This is a genomic window from Alsobacter sp. KACC 23698 (genome assembly GCF_045348435.1).
Lineage (GTDB): Bacteria > Pseudomonadota > Alphaproteobacteria > Rhizobiales > Beijerinckiaceae > Alsobacter.
The window spans coordinates 4,813,068-4,828,663 of record NZ_CP157484.1; the positions used below are offsets into that span (position 1 = coordinate 4,813,068).

At 71.0% G+C, this 15,596-nt stretch carries 17 protein-coding genes; 4 read left to right on the forward strand and 13 right to left on the reverse strand.

Annotation, left to right across the window (positions count from 1 at the left end; genetic code table 11):
- Positions 1–9 precede the first annotated feature (9 nt).
- A complete protein-coding gene (locus ABEG18_RS23050) occupies positions 10–1,185 on the reverse strand; it encodes a zinc-dependent alcohol dehydrogenase (protein WP_406855375.1) in 1,176 nt (391 codons plus the stop codon).
- A gap of 246 nt (positions 1,186–1,431) precedes the next feature.
- Here ABEG18_RS23050 and ABEG18_RS23055 point away from each other — a divergent pair, with 246 nt between their 5' ends.
- Positions 1,432–1,680, forward strand: a complete 249-nt coding sequence (locus ABEG18_RS23055; RefSeq protein ID WP_406855376.1) for a hypothetical protein — start codon at positions 1,432–1,434, stop codon at positions 1,678–1,680.
- Between the two features lie 60 nt (positions 1,681–1,740).
- Here ABEG18_RS23055 and ABEG18_RS23060 read toward each other — a convergent pair whose 3' ends face one another.
- Positions 1,741–2,121 (reverse strand): DUF1236 domain-containing protein, encoded by a 381-nt coding sequence (locus ABEG18_RS23060; protein ID WP_406855377.1) that lies wholly within the window; start codon positions 2,119–2,121, stop codon positions 1,741–1,743.
- A gap of 84 nt (positions 2,122–2,205) precedes the next feature.
- Positions 2,206–3,051 (reverse strand): universal stress protein, encoded by an 846-nt coding sequence (locus tag ABEG18_RS23065; protein WP_406855378.1) that lies wholly within the window; start codon positions 3,049–3,051, stop codon positions 2,206–2,208.
- Between the two features lie 168 nt (positions 3,052–3,219).
- Between ABEG18_RS23065 and ABEG18_RS23070 the strand changes: the two genes are divergently transcribed.
- Positions 3,220–3,642, forward strand: coding sequence for a hypothetical protein (locus tag ABEG18_RS23070; protein ID WP_406855379.1), 423 nt, complete (start codon positions 3,220–3,222; stop codon positions 3,640–3,642).
- A 12-nt stretch (positions 3,643–3,654) separates the two neighbouring features.
- Here the strand turns inward: ABEG18_RS23070 and ABEG18_RS23075 are convergent.
- The 5 genes from ABEG18_RS23075 to ABEG18_RS23095 all read right to left on the reverse strand — a co-directional run bounded on the left by ABEG18_RS23075 (position 3,655) and on the right by ABEG18_RS23095 (position 7,008).
- Positions 3,655–4,601, reverse strand: a protein-coding gene (locus tag ABEG18_RS23075) for an IS630 family transposase (protein WP_406855380.1) whose coding sequence is annotated in 2 segments (ribosomal slippage) — positions 3,655–4,265 and positions 4,265–4,601 — 948 coding nt in all. Because the reading frame shifts where the segments join, the coding sequence is not laid out codon by codon here.
- Between the two features lie 192 nt (positions 4,602–4,793).
- Positions 4,794–5,150 carry a hypothetical protein gene (locus ABEG18_RS23080; protein ID WP_406855381.1) on the reverse strand — a complete coding sequence of 119 codons (357 nt, stop codon included), beginning with the start codon at positions 5,148–5,150 and terminating at the stop codon, positions 4,794–4,796.
- Between the two features lie 96 nt (positions 5,151–5,246).
- Complete coding sequence (locus ABEG18_RS23085; protein WP_406855382.1) at positions 5,247–6,098, reverse strand: glutamine amidotransferase; 852 nt, start codon at positions 6,096–6,098, stop codon at positions 5,247–5,249.
- A gap of 112 nt (positions 6,099–6,210) precedes the next feature.
- Entirely contained in the window at positions 6,211–6,669 is a 459-nt protein-coding gene (locus ABEG18_RS23090) for a TerB family tellurite resistance protein (RefSeq protein WP_406855383.1), read from the reverse strand.
- Between the two features lie 132 nt (positions 6,670–6,801).
- Positions 6,802–7,008 carry a hypothetical protein gene (locus ABEG18_RS23095; protein ID WP_406855384.1) on the reverse strand — a complete coding sequence of 69 codons (207 nt, stop codon included), beginning with the start codon at positions 7,006–7,008 and terminating at the stop codon, positions 6,802–6,804.
- Between the two features lie 260 nt (positions 7,009–7,268).
- Here ABEG18_RS23095 and ABEG18_RS23100 point away from each other — a divergent pair, with 260 nt between their 5' ends.
- A complete protein-coding gene (locus ABEG18_RS23100; RefSeq protein WP_406855385.1) occupies positions 7,269–7,580 on the forward strand; it encodes a hypothetical protein in 312 nt (103 codons plus the stop codon).
- 46 nt (positions 7,581–7,626) lie between these two features.
- On the opposite strand, the gene ABEG18_RS23105 is transcribed toward ABEG18_RS23100, so the two are convergent.
- The 3 genes from ABEG18_RS23105 to epmA all read right to left on the reverse strand — a co-directional run bounded on the left by ABEG18_RS23105 (position 7,627) and on the right by epmA (position 10,721).
- The gene (locus tag ABEG18_RS23105) at positions 7,627–8,262 is read right to left on the reverse strand and encodes a L,D-transpeptidase (RefSeq protein WP_406855386.1); all 636 of its coding nucleotides are present in this window, start codon (positions 8,260–8,262) and stop codon (positions 7,627–7,629) included.
- 188 nt (positions 8,263–8,450) lie between these two features.
- Positions 8,451–9,491 (reverse strand): lysine-2,3-aminomutase-like protein, encoded by a 1,041-nt coding sequence (locus ABEG18_RS23110; RefSeq protein WP_406855387.1) that lies wholly within the window; start codon positions 9,489–9,491, stop codon positions 8,451–8,453.
- Between the two features lie 93 nt (positions 9,492–9,584).
- Entirely contained in the window at positions 9,585–10,721 is a 1,137-nt protein-coding gene (epmA, locus tag ABEG18_RS23115) for an EF-P lysine aminoacylase EpmA (protein WP_406855388.1), read from the reverse strand.
- Between the two features lie 146 nt (positions 10,722–10,867).
- Between epmA and efp the strand changes: the two genes are divergently transcribed.
- Entirely contained in the window at positions 10,868–11,434 is a 567-nt protein-coding gene (gene efp, locus ABEG18_RS23120) for an elongation factor P (RefSeq protein ID WP_406855389.1), read from the forward strand.
- Positions 11,435–11,486: 52 nt separating this feature from the next.
- On the opposite strand, the gene purH is transcribed toward efp, so the two are convergent.
- Both purH and ABEG18_RS23130 read right to left on the reverse strand, forming a co-directional pair.
- Positions 11,487–13,079, reverse strand: a complete 1,593-nt coding sequence (gene purH, locus ABEG18_RS23125; RefSeq protein ID WP_406858688.1) for a bifunctional phosphoribosylaminoimidazolecarboxamide formyltransferase/IMP cyclohydrolase — start codon at positions 13,077–13,079, stop codon at positions 11,487–11,489.
- Between the two features lie 135 nt (positions 13,080–13,214).
- Positions 13,215–14,951 carry a heparinase II/III family protein gene (locus ABEG18_RS23130; RefSeq protein WP_406855390.1) on the reverse strand — a complete coding sequence of 579 codons (1,737 nt, stop codon included), beginning with the start codon at positions 14,949–14,951 and terminating at the stop codon, positions 13,215–13,217.
- Positions 14,952–15,596: the final 645 nt, after the last annotated feature.

The following is a 15,596-nucleotide window of genomic DNA, read 5'->3' on the forward strand; positions in this document are numbered from 1 at the left end:
CTCGCCGGCTCAGGGTTTCAGAACGACCTTGACGCAGCCGTCCTGCTTGTCGCGGAAGACCTTGTACATCTCGGGCCCCTCTTCGAGGCTGGCCGTATGGGTGATCACGAAGGACGGGTCGATCTGGCCCTCCTCGATCCGCCGCAGCAGGTCGTCGGTCCAGCGGTTGACATGGGTCTGGCCCATCCGGAAGGTCAGGCCCTTGTTCATGGCCTGGCCCATCGGGATCTTGTCGACGAGGCCGCTATAGACGCCCGGGATCGAGATCACGCCCGCCGGCCGGCAGACATAGATCATCTCGCGCAGCACGTGCGGCCGGTCGTTCTCCATCATCATCAGCTGCTTGGCGCGGTCATAGACCGTGTCGGGCTGCGAGAACGAGACATGACTCTCCATGCCGATCGCGTCGATGCACTTCTCCGGCCCCTTGCCGTCGGTGAGGTCGTTGAGGCGGCCGACCACGCTCTCCTTCATGAAGTCGATCGTCACGGCGCCGCCGGCCTCCGCCATGCCGAGCCGCTCGGGCAGGCAGTCGATCGCCACGACCTGCTTGGCGCCGAGCAGAATGGCGCTGCGGATGGCCATCTGCCCCACCGGCCCGCAGCCCCAGATCGCGACCGTGTCGGTCGGCTGGATGTCGCACTGGACGGCGGCCTGCCAGCCGGTCGGGAAGATGTCGCCGAGGAACAGCACCTGCTCGTCCGACAGGCTGTCCGGGACCTTGATGTGCGTCTTGTCGGCGAAGGGGACGCGCAGGTATTCGGCCTGCCCGCCCGGATAGCCGCCGGTGAGATGCGTGTAGCCGAACAGCCCAGCCGTCGCGTGGCCAAACGCTTTGTCGGCGATGTGCTTCTTGCGGTTGCTCCGCTCGCAGACGGAGAAGTTGCCGCGCTTGCACTGGTCGCATTCGCCGCAGAAGATCGTGAAGGGGACGACGATGCGGTCGCCCTTCTTGAGGGCCCCGTTGACGCCGGAGCCGACCTCCACCACCTCGCCCATCATCTCGTGGCCCATGATGTCGCCGGGCATCATGGCGGGGATGAAGTTGTGGAAGAGATGCAGGTCGGAGCCGCAGATGGCGCAGCTCGTCACCCGGATGATGGCGTCACGCGGATCCTCGATCTCGGGATCCGTGACCGAGTCGCAGCGGATGTCTTCCTTCCCGTGCCAAACCAGCGCTTTCATGGCGTTCTCCTGTCGGAATCGTCGTATCGTGGGACCGGCGTCGCCTAGGAGGCCAGCGGCGTGAGGGAATGCGCGCAGCCGATGCGGGGCTGGCCGCGACGGCGCGAGCGTCGGTGGGGGTAATATCCGCCGCGCGGGAGCGTTCCTGGGGGAGCGACGAAAGATCGCCAGCGAACCGCCGGGCGCCGGGCGCGTTGCATCCGGACCCGGCGCCCGCCGTGGCGAGGGCGAACCAGGAGGCCGAGCATGACCCAGCGCAGGGGCGAGGACGATCCGGCCGGCCAGCCCGACGCGGCGAACGCGGCCCCGGCCAAGCCGGGCGCGCCGCAAGGTTCGGCGCAGCCCGCGGGCGAAGCCGGGGATCAGGCGGCCGAAAAGGACATCGCCAAGATGTTCGGCTTCGCCGACCGCGACGGCTCCGAGAGCTGGCCGCGCGAGCAGGATCCGCCGGACGGCGAGACCGCCGGCGCGCCGCTGCCCGAGGGCGAGGGCTAGCCCTCAAACGAAAACGGCCGCTCCGGGGAGCGGCCGCCGACTAGACATATGGGGAAAGGCTCAGCGCTGGTCGATGATGCGCACGACCTGGCGGCTGCGGGGCTCCACCACGACGATCTTGTCGTCGGGGGAGAGGAAATAGCCCAGCCGCTGCAGCCGCTGCGATCCGATCCCGTTCATCGGCTGCAGCTCGACGTCGTCCGGCACGATGCTGCCGACCCGGACGGAGCCGCGCTGGATCTCCACCGGGGCGAGCCGCTCCTCGATGATGCGGCGGCGGATGACCGTCTCCTGCTCGGGCGCGAACTCGTAAGGTTCGTCGATCGAGCCGGTCTGTTCCTCGATGATGGTCGTCGTCTGGGCCCGGACGCCCGGCGCCGCAAGCAGGCCCGCCGCGGCGACGCCGAAGAGGGCCGCCCGCATTGCGATCCGTACAGTCATGGTGTCGCTCCTTCCATTCAGGCTGGAGCAACGCCCCGCCTCAGGCGGGGTTCCGCGACGCGGCGACCGCGACCGCGGCCGTCCCTAATGGGCGAACAGCACCGGCAGGGCGGCGTTGGACAGGATGTGGCTCGTCGCGCCGCCGAAGATCATCTGCCGCAGCCGGCTCTGGGTGTAGGCGCCCTTGATCAGCAGGTCCGCCCCATACGCGGAGGCGTGGTCCAGGATGGCCTCGCCGATGGTCCGGCCGGTCGGCGTCACCGTGACGGCGTCCGCCTCGACGCCGTTCTGGCGCAGGTGCCGGACGAGATCCTCCCCGGACGGCCCCGGGGTGTTGCCGCCCTCCACTGTCAGCACCCGGATGCGGCGCGACTGGGCCAGGATCGGCATGGCGAGGGCGACCGCGCGCGCCGTCTCGGTGCTGCGGTTCCAGGCGATCACCACGGTGTCGCCGATCGGCGAGCCCTCGGGCGGCGCGATCGGCGGCGCCATCAGGACGGGCCGCCCGCTCTCAAACAGCACCGCCTCGAGCAGCGACAGCCGCGGTCCGGACGAGCCGGAGCCCGGCCGCCCCACCACCGTGACGTCGAACACCCGGGCGTGCGCCGCCACGGCGCTGTCGCCCATCAGGGCGCCCTCGCGCATGGTCCAGCTCGGCCCCTCCAGGGCCCGCTCCCGGCGCTGCACGCCATGGCGCTCCATGAAGCGCTCGAACGTCATGAGCGCCTCGCGGGAGCTGTCGGCCGTGCCGTTCTGGGCCGGCGGCCACAGCGGCACCATCTCGCCCACGATGTAGTTGTCGATGAGCGGCAGGGTCGCGACGGCCTCCACGCAGCTGCCGAAATGGCGCGCGAAGACGAGGGCCGTCTGCAGCACGGATGAGGCGTTCTCGTGCTCCTCGACCGGCACCAGCACTGATTTCATGACCATGTCGCGCCTCCCCGATGTGCGCCTCGCCCAACCAGAGTAGCACGGTTGCAAAACGCCGCGAGGGCTTGCTGCGAAGGTCGCGCCGGCCGGTCCACCGCATTTCGCGGGACGATCCTTGCGATTCGGCCGGAACTTTGCTGGATGGTCGCTGGATTCGAGGACGCTTCGATGATTTCCCGCTTGGTCTTCGGCTTCGTCGCCGGACTGCTGTCCGTGCTGGTGGTGCACCAGACGGCGCTCTATTTCGGCGCGCGGCTCGGGTTTCCCGGCGGCCCGGCCTGGTCGATGGCGCCGTGGGCCGCCCCGGTCGCTCTGCCGCTGCGCGTCCCGCAGGTGGTGGCGACCGCGCTCCTGGGCGGCCTCTGGGGCGTCGCCCTCACGGCCGCGCTGCCGCGCATCGGCGCGGGCCTCGTCGGCGCCGTCTCCGCCGTGCTCATCTTCGCCCTGCTGATCAGCGCGGTCGGCTGGCTGCACGGGCCGGCCCTCACGGGCGGCCCCGGCTTCGTGGCGAGCCGCGCCATCTACCCGCTGGCCTACAACGCGGTCTGGGCGATCGGCGCGCTGGCGGCGCTGCGGGTGGCGTCGCGCTAGACCCATTTCCGATCAGACTGCATCGTAGCCGGCTGCTGCGAAGAAGTTGGCGCATTCGGCTGGTGTGAAGAGGTCGACGATACGGCCGAGGGCGTCCCAGAGGCCAACGACCGTTCGCTCCTCGGCCTTGCGAAGCAGGGCCTTCAGCTTGGAGAAGGCGTTCTCGATGGGGTTGAAGTCGGGGCTGTAGGGCGGGAGGTAGAGCAAGCTCGCGCCTGCCGCCTCGATCATCTGGCGCACGCGCGGACCCTTGTGGCTCGACAGATTGTCCATGACGACGACGTCGCCTGGCGCCAGCTCGGGGCCGAGGACCTTCTCGACATAAGTCTCGAACGCGTCGCGGTTGATCGGTCCGTCGATGACGAAGGGCGCGACCATCCCTGTCGAGCGCAGGCCGGCCACGAAGGTGGTGGTCTTCCAATGCCCGTGCGGCACGCTCATGCGCAGCCGCTGGCCCCGAGGGGCTCGTCCCCTGGCCCGCGTCATCTTGGTCGTCGCCCACGTCTCATCGATGAAGAGCAGGCGTTCCGGCTCCAGATCAAGCTGGTCGTCGAACCAGGCCTGCCGCCGCCTCAGAATGTCCGGCCGGCTCTGCTCCGCGGCATGCGCCGACTTTTTTTGAGCGTCAGACCGTGCCGGCGAAAGAACCGCCAGAGGGTGCCGATGCCTACCGCCACACCCTGCTCCGACAGGTCGGCCTTGATCTCCGACAGCGTGATGTCCGGCTTGGTATCGACAAGGGATCGGATGACCGCCGCGTGCGCCTCGATGCGCTGCGAGCGACGATCTCCGCCGAGCGGCCCTGGCCGAGGTTCCCCCTGCTCACGGGCCAATCGCCGCCATCGGCTGACACTGGCCGCGCTCACGCCAAAGCGTTCGCCCGCTTCACGATGCGACGCGCCGGCCTCAACGGCGGCCAGCACACGAACCCGCAGATCAAGCGACAGTGCTCTCGACATGCCTGCCGGCCCCCAGCCCCGGCAGACAGCTTGAATCACTCTTGCGCTGATTTGGGAATCCGCTTCGATTCCTTCAGCTCGGAAACCGCTCTAGAGCATGCTGCGAAAAGGTGGAATCCGGCTTTTCGCACGAAGCATGCGACACCCCAAAAACCTGGACCACGCTGTGTTTCCATCGAAACACAGCGTGGTCTAGCTCGTCTGCTCGCAGCGGCGCCAGATCTCGGCCTGCTGGCCGTCGCCGGCCTGCACCTGCACGGCGTTCTCGTTGATCAGCCCCATGGTGACCGCGGCCCCGGCGGGGGTCTCGCGCTCCGGCACCGTGTAGGCGAAGGAGTGGCGCGAATAGCGGCCCTCGATCCGGCTGCCGCCCGGCGTCACGATGGACGGCCCCTGGATCTGCATGGTCTTGCCGGTCTTCTCGTTGCACCAGTTGCCGTCGATCGAATCGGCAAGGCCCGGCGCCGTCAGCGCGGCCAGGCCGACGAGCGCGCCGGCGCTCCGGACGGAGATGCGGAACCCGAACCCGCCAGACATCCACGGTTTCATGCGACGACCCTCCTCGCGCTCGTCCAGCGCGACGGCCAGCCTAGCCGCTCGCGCCGGAAACGACAGCCGGACCGGCGCGGCCTCACCGCAAGGTGATCAGGCCGGGAGGCCCACGACCGGATGCGGGGCCGGAGCCGGGGCGCGACGCGGCGCGGCGACCTCGATCGGCCGCGAGACGGGCGGAGCCGGCGCAAGGATCGGGGCGCCGGGCGCCAGGATGGGCGCCGAGGCCTCGCGCGGCTTCGGCTCGGAGAGCCAGTGGTCGAGGAAGCCGTCGAGCCAGCGCCGCACGGCGGCGTCGTGCAGGAACCAGCCGCCGAGATGCTCGTGCCGCTGCCGGGCGCCGGGCAGCGCCATGCGCTCGTGGGCCCGCACCGTCCACCGGCACATCATCGCGTAGGTCACTTCCGGGTGGAACTGCAGCCCATAGGCGCGCTCGCCGCAGCGGAAGGCCTGGTTGGGGAAGATGTCGCCCTCCGCCAGCGTCTCGCAGCAGCCCGGCGTGTCGAAGCCTTCCCGGTGCCACTGGTAGACGCGGCCGGGCCACGCCACCCCGATCTCCTCGGCGAAGCCATGGCCGTGCGGGTCCGTCGGCCGCAGGTCGTAATAGCCGATCTCGGCGTGCCCGTGGGGATGCGTCTCCACCTTGCCGCCGAGCTGGCGGACCAGCATCTGGGCTCCCAGGCAGAGCCCCAGATAGGGCTTGCCGGACTTCAGCACCGCGCCGATCCAGTCCGTCTGCCGCTTGATCCAGTCGTCCGGATCGTTGGCGCTCATCGGCCCGCCGAACACCACCGCGCCGGCGTGCTCGTCCATAGTGTCCGGCAGAGGCTGGCCCAGCGGCGTGCGCCGGATATCGAGGTCATAACCGCGTTCGCGAAGGAGACGGCCCACGCGCCCCGGCGTGGAATGCTCCTGGTGGAGCACGATGAGGATGCTGTTCGGCACGGATTCGACGGTCCTGGGGTAGCCGGAAGCTTGCGGGATTACTTAAGCATCAACCGTGCCACAGACCGGCGGCCGGGTCGAGACGCGCGCCGCAACGCCGCCATGCGTCCGCTCAGGCCGCCGGCGCGCCCTCTGCCGCCCGGATCGCCGCCGCGTCGGCCGGCCCGACGTCCAGGAGCTCGCAGGCGCGGCTGATCAGCGTGTCCTCGAACTCGTGGATGGAGCCGTCCGCCAGCGCCATCCGCCACATCATGGCGACGAGTTCGCGCTTTTGCCCGGCGTCCAGGCTGCGCCGGAGGTTCGAGAGCGTCTCGGCGACGTCGCCCGCCTCGAGGTCGCGGCGGCTGGCTTGGGCGACGAAACGCTCCGCCGCGTCGTCGGCGAGGCCGGTGCGCGCCTGCACGGTGTTGAGCAACCACAGCCGCTCGGCGTCCGTCAGCGTCCCGTCGACCTGGGCCACATGCACCAGCACGGCGGCGGCGGTGAGCAGCCGGTCGTCGACCGGCGGGGTCGCCTTCCGGGGCGCCGCGCCCACCAGGGCGTCGAAGAAATGCGACAGCGCTTTCAGCATTCCGCTGGCTCCAGGCAGGACGACGACGCCGCATCGGCGATCTCGGATCGAACGCGAGCATCGCCGAATCGGGTCCGCCGCAGCCTGACCGCGGGCGGCTTTTCGTTCAACTTCACGTGATCCGGCGCGCGTCTAGCGCGTCGAGGCGGCGGCGCAGTTGCGCCGGCCGGCCTCCAGGCAGTCCTGGACCTTGCTGGCCCGGTGCAGGGATTCGACGACGAAGAGCCCGGCCCCCAGCAGGACGAGGCAGACGATGGCCACGATCAGGTTGGCCGTGGTCCTTTGCGCCTCGTCAGGGTCGGCATCCGCCCCGCCGTCCTGGTCGCGCCGCGCCGCCATGAAGACCTCCAGATCGCAGGTTACGCCAGTCCCGCGCCGAGGTGAACGGCGGTGCAACTCTGGTTGCGCAACGTGCGTTGGCCCCGCATCCGCCGATCTTCGCGGATCGGCGCGGGACGGGCGTGCAACGGCCCTGTCCCGAATCGGCGCCTTGGAATGCCCCGCGACACGGCCCGTGCGATCCGGGCGCGGGGTCCCGATGACACCGCGTTCGGCCGACGCGAGCGACGTCGGCGCGCCCGACTCGACAGGATGCCGTCATGAAGCTTGGACCCGCCGCGTGCGCGTTCGCGTTTTTCGTCGCTGCGTCGCCGACCGCCATCAGTCACGATTTCTGGATCAACAGGGGCCAATACAGGGACCCGCTCAGCGGCGTGCATTGCTGCGGGCCCAGCGACTGCGCCGCGATCACGCCGGCGCGGATCGTCGTCAACAAGGAGGGCTACCTCATCGACGGGCAGGAGCTGGTGCCCTTCGCCGAAGCCTATACGTCGGAGGACCGGGAGTTCTGGCGGTGCCGCAAGGCCGACGGCTCGCGCCGATGCTTCTTCGCCCCGACCATGAGCTTCTAGAGCGGAACGGACGACCTGATGCGATCAGGTCGGTCTCCGCTCCAGCCTAGCGCGGGAACCACCATTCCGACGGGTCGCGGACCCAGGACTTCAGCGAGCCCGAACGCGGGGCGGGCGCGTAGCCCAGCGGCTCGGGCGCCATGCGCTTGGCCGCCGTCTGCGTCCGGCTCGCCTTGTGGCCCGCCACCTGGGAGCGGCCGGACTTGCTGGCGATCGCGCTGGCCGGCGACACGCCCGTGATTGCGATGACGGCGCTCTCGCGCTGGACCATGGCGTAGAGCTGGGCCGCGTTGGCCCTGGAGAGCCGCACGCAGCCATGCGAGGCGGGACGCCCCAGCGCGCCGACCGCGCCGGTGCCGTGGATCGCGTAGCCGCCCTTGAAGAAGATCGAGTGCGGCATCGGCGACATGTCGTATTTGCGCGAATAGTGCATCTTCTCGAGCCGCTGCGCCCGGTAGACGCCGCGCGGAGTCGCGTAGCCGGACCGCGCCGTCGAGACTTTCCAGTTATAGACGCCTTGGTCGGACTGGACCCGCATGGTCTGGGTCGTGAGGTCGATGTTGATGCGCACCACGGCCTGTGCGCCCTGCGCGGTGGCGAAACACGCCAGCAACATGGCGGCGAACGCCGCGGCCCACCGGCCGACCCCGCGCGACAGCGCCCAAGAAGCCACGAAACGCATGGCGAACTCCCCCGAGATTTCTGAAATGACGACCCTGTCGGGCGACCGGTCGCGCCGATCGCCTCGTTAACGGCCATCAAGACACAAAAGTCTTTACGCCGCCCTACATCTTGCGCAGGACTCGGCCTCGGGCGCCAGCATCAATAAGAAGGGGTGAATCGAAATAACGGCGTTTTGATCGGATTGAATCAATCGGAAGGATAGGCGTGCCGGCCGCCGCGAAAGTCCTCGATCTCTCGGCCGTCGAAGGCGTCGGGCCCGACCGCCGCCTTGCCGAAGCCGCCCGGGATGTCGAGCACGTAAGTCGGCTGGCACAGGCCCGACAGGCGGCCGCGCAGCGCCTTCACGAGCGCCCGCCCCTCGGCCAGCGAGGTGCGCAGATGCGACGTGCCGGGCGCCAGATCGCCATGGTGCAGGTAATAGGGCTTCACTCGCGCCTCGACGAAGCCGCGCATCAGCGCCGACAGCGTCTCCACGTCGTCGTTGACGCCCTTCAGCAGCACCGTCTGGCTCACCATCGCGACGCCGGCGTCGATCAGCCGCGCGCAGGCGGCTCGCGCCGCATCGGTCAGCTCGCGCGGATGGTTGGCGTGGAGAGCCACATAGGTGGTCAGCCGCGAGCCCGTCAGGGCCGCGACCAGCTCCGGCCCTACCCGGTCCGGATCGACCACGGGCAAACGGGTATGCCAGCGCACGACCTTCACATGCGGTATGGCCGCCAGCGCCTCCACCACCTCCTGCAGGCGCCGGGGCGACAGCACCAGCGGGTCGCCGCCGGTGATCACCACCTCCCAGATCTCCGGGCGCGCCGCCACATAGGCGACCGCCGCCTCGAAGGCCTCGGGCGACAGCATGCCGGACCCGGCCGGCCCTACCGTCTCGCGCCGGAAGCAGAACCGGCAATACACCGCGCAGACATGCACCAGCTTCAGCAACACCCGGTCCGGGTAGCGGTGGACCAGGCCCTCCGTCGGGCTGTGGACGTCGTCGCCGATCGGATCGGCGCGCTCCTCCGGCCGGGTCTCCAGCTCGCGCGGATCGGGCGCGAACTGCCGGGCGATGGGGTCGTCGGGATCCCCCGCGACGATGAGCGCCTGCATGGCGGGCGTGACGGCGACGGCGTAGCGCCGGGCCACGGCCTCGGCGCCAGCCCTGGCGGACTCCGGGATCAGGCCCGCGGCCACGAGGTCGTCGGCCGTCCGCAGGGTGCGGGGCAGAGGCAGGGGCATGGGCGAAACGGCGCGTGGGGCGCTCGGCATCGGGACGCTCGGGTGCGGAGGGAGGGACGGCGCAGGCCTCGTCATCTCACGGCGGCCCTGCGCTTACAACGCCGGACCTGACGGCCCGGCCGGCAGCGGCGTCCAGATCACCTGGTCGATCCGGCTCGCGCCCGTCGCCAGCATGACCAGGCGCTCCAGGCCCAGCGCGACGCCGCTGGCGGGCGGCATGAGCCGCAGCGCGGCCAGGAAGTCCTCGTCCACCGGGTAGCGCTCGCCATAGACGCGCTCCTTCTCGGCCATCTCGGCCTCGAAACGGCGGCGCTGCTCGTCCGCGTCGGTCAGCTCGCCGAAGGCGTTGGCGAGCTCGACCCCGCAGGCGTAGAGCTCGAAGCGCTCCGCCACGCGCGGGTCGCCGGGCTTGGGCCGCGCCAGGGCGGCCTCGCCGACCGGGTACTCGCACAGCAGCGTCGGACGCCCCATCCCCAGATGCGGCTCGATGCGCTCCACCAGCACGCGGCTGAACACGTCCGACCAGCCGTCGTCCTCCGCCACCCGGACGCCGGCCCGCGCCGCCGCCCCGGCCAGCGCGTCGCGGTCGGCGCCGTCCGGCCGCACGCTCGCCAGGAGGTCGATCCCGGCATGCCGGTCGAAGGCCTGCGCCAGCGTCAGGCGCTCCGGCTCGGCGAAGGGGTCGCAGGAACGGCCCCGGAAGGTGAGCGACGTCGCTCCGACGGTCCGCGCCGCCAAAGCGAGGAGGTCGGCGCAGTCGCGCATCACGGCCTCGTAGTCCTCGTCCGCCCGGTACCATTCCAGCATGGTGAACTCGGGATGGTGCAGCGCCCCGCGCTCGCGGTTCCGGAACACCTTGGCCAGCGCGAAGATGCGCCGCTCGCCGGCCGCGAGCAGCTTCTTGCAGGCGAATTCCGGCGAGGTGTGCAGGTGCAGCGGGGCGCGCTCGCCGTCCGGGCCGACGATCTGCGTCGAGAAGGCGTGCAGATGCGCCTCGTTGCCGGGCGAGGCCTGCAGGATCCCGCCGTCCACCTCGACGAAATCGCGCCGGCCAAACCAGTCGCGGAGGGCCGCCACGATGGCGTTGCGGGCCAGCAGGAAGGGCCTGCGGTCGGCGTGCACGTCCGGCGTCCACCAGGGCGAGGCGGCCGGACCGGCGGCCGCGGGCCGTCCGGGAGGCGACGCGGCGCCCTGGGCGGGGTCGGTATTCTGGTGCGGAGCACTGGCCATTTTCGGAAATCCGTGCTGAAAGGCTGCAACCTCGCCGCAGCCGCGTCGGGGCCGGCTTCGCCGCGCCGCGGCGTCCCCGGCCGCCCGGCTGCGCTTGTGATGGCGACCCGCCCCGGGGCGCCTCCCGATTTGAGAGAGACACAGCCGTGAAGGTCATCGCCAGCTCGCTTCGCAAGGGCAACATCGTCGACAAGGACGGCAAGCTCTACGTCATCCTGACCGCCGAGAACATCCACCCCGGCAAGGGCACGCCCGTCACCCAGCTCGACATGCGCCGCATCTCGGACGGGGTGAAGATCTCCGAGCGCTACCGGACCACCGAGCAGGTGGAGCGCGCCTATGTGGAGGACCGCGACTTCAACTTCCTCTACAGCGACGGCGAGGGCCACCACTTCATGAACCCGGAGAACTACGACCAGGTCGTGGTGCCGGCGGACGTCATGGGCGACCAGGCGATCTGGCTGCAGGAGAACATGACCTGCGTGGTGAGCATGCATGAGGGCGTGCCGGTCGCGATCCAGATCCCGGCCCGCGTGACCCTTGAGATCACCCAGACCGAGCCCACCATGAAGGGCCAGACCGCCTCGTCCTCCTACAAGCCCGCGATGCTGTCCAACGGCGCCCGCACCATGGTGCCGCCGCATATCGGCCCCGGCACCCGCGTCGTGGTGATGACCGAGGACAGCTCCTATGTCGAGCGCGCCAAGGACTGAGGCGCGCTGTCCCCTGCGACGGCGGGCCTGACGGGACCGCCGTCCCGCCGGCTCAGTGCCGGAAGTGGCGGCGCCCGGTGAAGGCCATCGCCAGCCCGGCCTCGTCGGCGGCCTTGATGACCTCGTCGTCGCGCATCGACCCGCCCGGCTGGATCACGGCGGTCGCGCCCGCCTCGGCGGCGGCCAGCAGCCCGTCCGCGAAGGGGAAGAAGGCGTCCGACGCCACGACCGACCCCTTGGCCAGCGTCTCGGGCAGCCCGGCGGCCCTGGCCGCCTCGGCCGCCTTCCAGGCGGCGATGCGCGAGGAATCCACCCGGCTCATCTGGCCGGCCCCGATCCCCACCGTGGCGCCGTCCCGCACATACACGATGGCGTTCGACTTCACGTGCTTGGCGACCCGGAAGGCGAAGCGCATGTCGGCGAGCTCGCCCGCGGTCGGCTGGCGCTTGGTGACGATACGCAGGTCCATGTCGTCCACCACCGCGTTGTCGCGGGCCTGGACCAGGAAGCCCCCCGCGACGCTGCGCAACGACAGGCCCTCGGCGCGCGGGTCCGGCAGGCCGCCGGTCACCAGCAGGCGCAGGTTCTTCTTCGCCGCCACGATGGCGACGGCCTCCTCGTCGGCCTCCGGCGCGATGATCACCTCGGTGAAGATCTCCACGATGGCCCGGGCCGCCTCGGCGTCGAGGCGCCGGTTCAGCGCCACGATGCCGCCGAAGGCCGAGACCGGGTCGCAGGCCAGCGCCTTGCGGTAGGCCTCGGCCAGCGAGGCGCCCTCCGCCGCCCCGCACGGATTGGCGTGCTTGATGATCGCCACCGCGGCCGTGCGGGCCGGATCGAACTCCGACACGCACTCGAAGGCCGCGTCGGTGTCGTTGATGTTGTTGTAGGAGAGCTGCTTGCCCTGCAGCTGCCGCGCGGTGGCGACGCCCGGGCGGCTCTCCGCGGTGCGGTAGAACGCGGCCCACTGGTGCGGGTTTTCGCCATACCGCATCGTCTCGGCCAGCTTGCCGCCGATCGCCCGGTAGGTCGGCGAGGTCTCGCCCAGCTCGCGGGCGAACCAGGTGGAGATGGCCGCGTCATAGGCGCCGGTCCGGGCGTAGGCCTTGGCGGCGAGCCGCTTGCGCAGCGCCAGCGTGGTCGCCCCCGCATGGGCCTCGAGCTCGGCCAGGACGAGCGCGTAGTCCTCCGGCTCCACCACCACGGCCACGTCGGCGTGGTTCTTGGCGGCCGCCCGGATCATCGCCGGGCCGCCGATGTCGATGTTCTCGATGCAGTCGTCATAGGCCTTGCCGGCCGCCACGGTGGCCTCGAAGGGGTAGAGGTTGACGACGAGCAGGTCGATCGGCGCGATGCCGTGGGCCAGCATGGCGGCCTCGTGCTCGGGATTCTCCCGGATGGCCAGCAACCCGCCATGCACCATCGGATGCAGCGTCTTCACGCGGCCGTCCATCATCTCCGGGAAGCCGGTGAGGTCCGACACGTCGCGCACCGGCAGCCCGGCCGCCGCGATGGCCTTGGCGGTGCCTCCCGTCGAGACCAGCTCCACGCCGGCCCGGTGCAGGGCCGACGCCAGGTCGATGAGCCCGGTCTTGTCGGAAACCGAGAGGAGGGCGCGGGTCACGCGCCGGATATCGCTCGCCATCATGCACCTTGTCGCAGGGGCCCGGTCGCGACGGGCCCGAAGCCCCGGAAAGGGCCATGTGGCGGGCGCGATAGCACGATCGGGGGCGGCGGGGAACCGTCAGGCGGGCGCGTCGGTCTGCAGCTCTCCCGCCGGCTAGGCGCGATCCGTCCCGTTGGGCCGTCCGGCCTCGCGCACGAAGGCCCAGTCCACGCCGGGCGTGGCGCGATAGCCGCCATGGACCACGAGCTGCTCCGACCGGCGCGCCCCGTCCGGGGCGGCGAAGAAGATGCTCTCCTCCAGGGCGATCGGAAGGCCGCCGGCCGCAAAGCGCCAGCGGGTCCCGCCCGGCAGCTCCAGCGCCACCGAGAGCCCGTCCGCCGCCCTGTCGGCGCGCACATGCGGATGCAGGTGGAACCGCAGCGCGAAGGCGTCCGCGCTGGCCTGGGCGCGGCTGGCGTTGACGACCGGGAAGGCGTCATGGCCGGCGAGCCGGGCGCCGTTGAGATCCAGCATCAGGCGCCGCTCGTGCAGCACCCCGAAGGCCGGCGCGTAGCCGTCATGCGAGGCCTGGACGCCCACGGCGGGCTCCTCCGGCTCGCGCCGCGCCACGCGCTGCATCGGCACCTCGCGCGGGCCGGACAGGATGGGCGAGCCCAGGAAGGACGTCGCGTCCTCGGCCACGAAGCGGCAGGAGGAGGTGTCGTTGACGGTCGCCGTGGAGTGCGCGGCCGTGGCCCGGGCCATCTGGCGCCACTGCTCGGCCCCGGGCGGCGGCGCGCCGCAATTGACCACGATCCGGCACGGGCCGTCGGAGAACTCGAAGGACAGGCAGCCCGCATGGGCGCGGCCCGAGTAATCCTCCGGCGGCGGCGGCCCGGCGTCCATGACGACGAGCGCCGAGCGGGCCTGCAGGCGCTGGAACCCCGAATGGGGCGCGTTCTCCATCGGCTGCGACCGCGCGTCCGTATAGGCCAGCAGGGTCGCGAGCGTGTCGGCCGGGGTCGCGCTCATGCCATTGAACAGCGCCAGCGAGCCGTCGGCGTGGCGAAACATCCGCACCATCGGCATCATCCGGTCGATGCCGTTGAGGAGCGCGCGGGGCGGCTCGAGGCCCTGGCTGGCGTAGAGCTGGCGCAGCGGCAGCAGGTCCGTGAGCAGGTCGACCAGCGTGCGGGGGTTGCGCCCCACATGCCCGCCGTCCGGCAGCAGCTGGCGCTGCAATTCGTCGGCGAGCTGCCGCGAGGCGCGCCGCTGGGCGGCCGGGGCGGCCCCGGTGCAAATGGCCAGATAGGCGAGCGCGATGGCGGCCAGCAGGCGCCGCTCGCCGTCGTCCATGCGCGGCAGCTGCCGCTGCAGGCGCGCGGCCTGGCGGACGATCGAGCGCAGGAACTTGCGGTAGAAGTCGCGGTCCGCGCCGTCGAGGATCACGGGCGACTGGCTGAGCCAGGAGATCAGCCGGCGCGCCGCCACGCCCGGCTCGGCCGCGACGCCGCCCGAGCGGCCGTTGAGGGTGATCCAGTCGTCCACCAGGGCGCGGGCGTTGGCGCGGGCCAGGGCCGATTCGGCCGCCCGCAGGTGCCGCAGCCAGCCGAACCCCATCAGCCCCTCGGCCCAGGCCGCCGAGGGCGGCGACAGCGCGAAGGGCGAGCGCCCGCCGGCCGCCACGACCTTGCCGGCGAAGGCGAAGTAGCCGCCATAGATGTCGCTGGCCACGGTGGGGTCGGTGGTGCGCAGATCCTGCGGGGCCACCACCAGCCGCTCCGCCGCCGCCGCGCCGGAGGGCCACAGCGCCCGGACCGGCGCAGCCAGCGCCCGAAGCGCGCGCCGCGCCCCCAGGCGCGCCACCAGCCATGCCAGGCGCCAGCGATCCGTGATCGCACGTGTCGTCAAGGCTGGCGCATCTCCGCAAGGCCAGCGGGGCCAAACGCACCGCCATTCACCGAACGCTAACCATAACCGCCCGGGGCTCGTCTCGCCCACCATGAAAGCATCATGGTTAACGCGATCTTACCGCCGGCTGGGCGGGGCGTCCTTCGCCCGGCCTTTCTGGATCCCCTTCCCGCGCCTGCGGCGCGCCGGGGATGACGGGGGATTTTTGGGGGCCTAGCCGTGAGACGCGCGTTTAGCTCCGCGGCGTTTCGGCCCGGAGGGATAGATGGAGGGCGGCGCGGAGCGGCGTCGCTGGGGGCCCCACGGCGAGTGGGGTAGGTGGATAGTGAAGCCGGGAGGCCGCCAGGCCCCGCCGCTCCGCGCGCAGCGTTTGAAGGATAGAAGAGCCGGTCCCGGGGCGCTTTCAGCCCCTTCGCGCTTCGCTGGTCGGACCTTCGGTTCCATCCGCCGACTCGACCGGGTCGTGAGCCCGGCTTCGACGGCCGCCGCCCCCGATCCACATCCGTCACGCTGCAGACGCCCCTCCGTGGACCGGAGCATGGACAGGGTTATAGGAATTTTATCCGATTGTCAAGTACCAGCCTCGCCGATGGCGGCTCGCGCCCCCGCAACGCTTGGCCGGGTGTCGACGTTTACCGTGCCGAG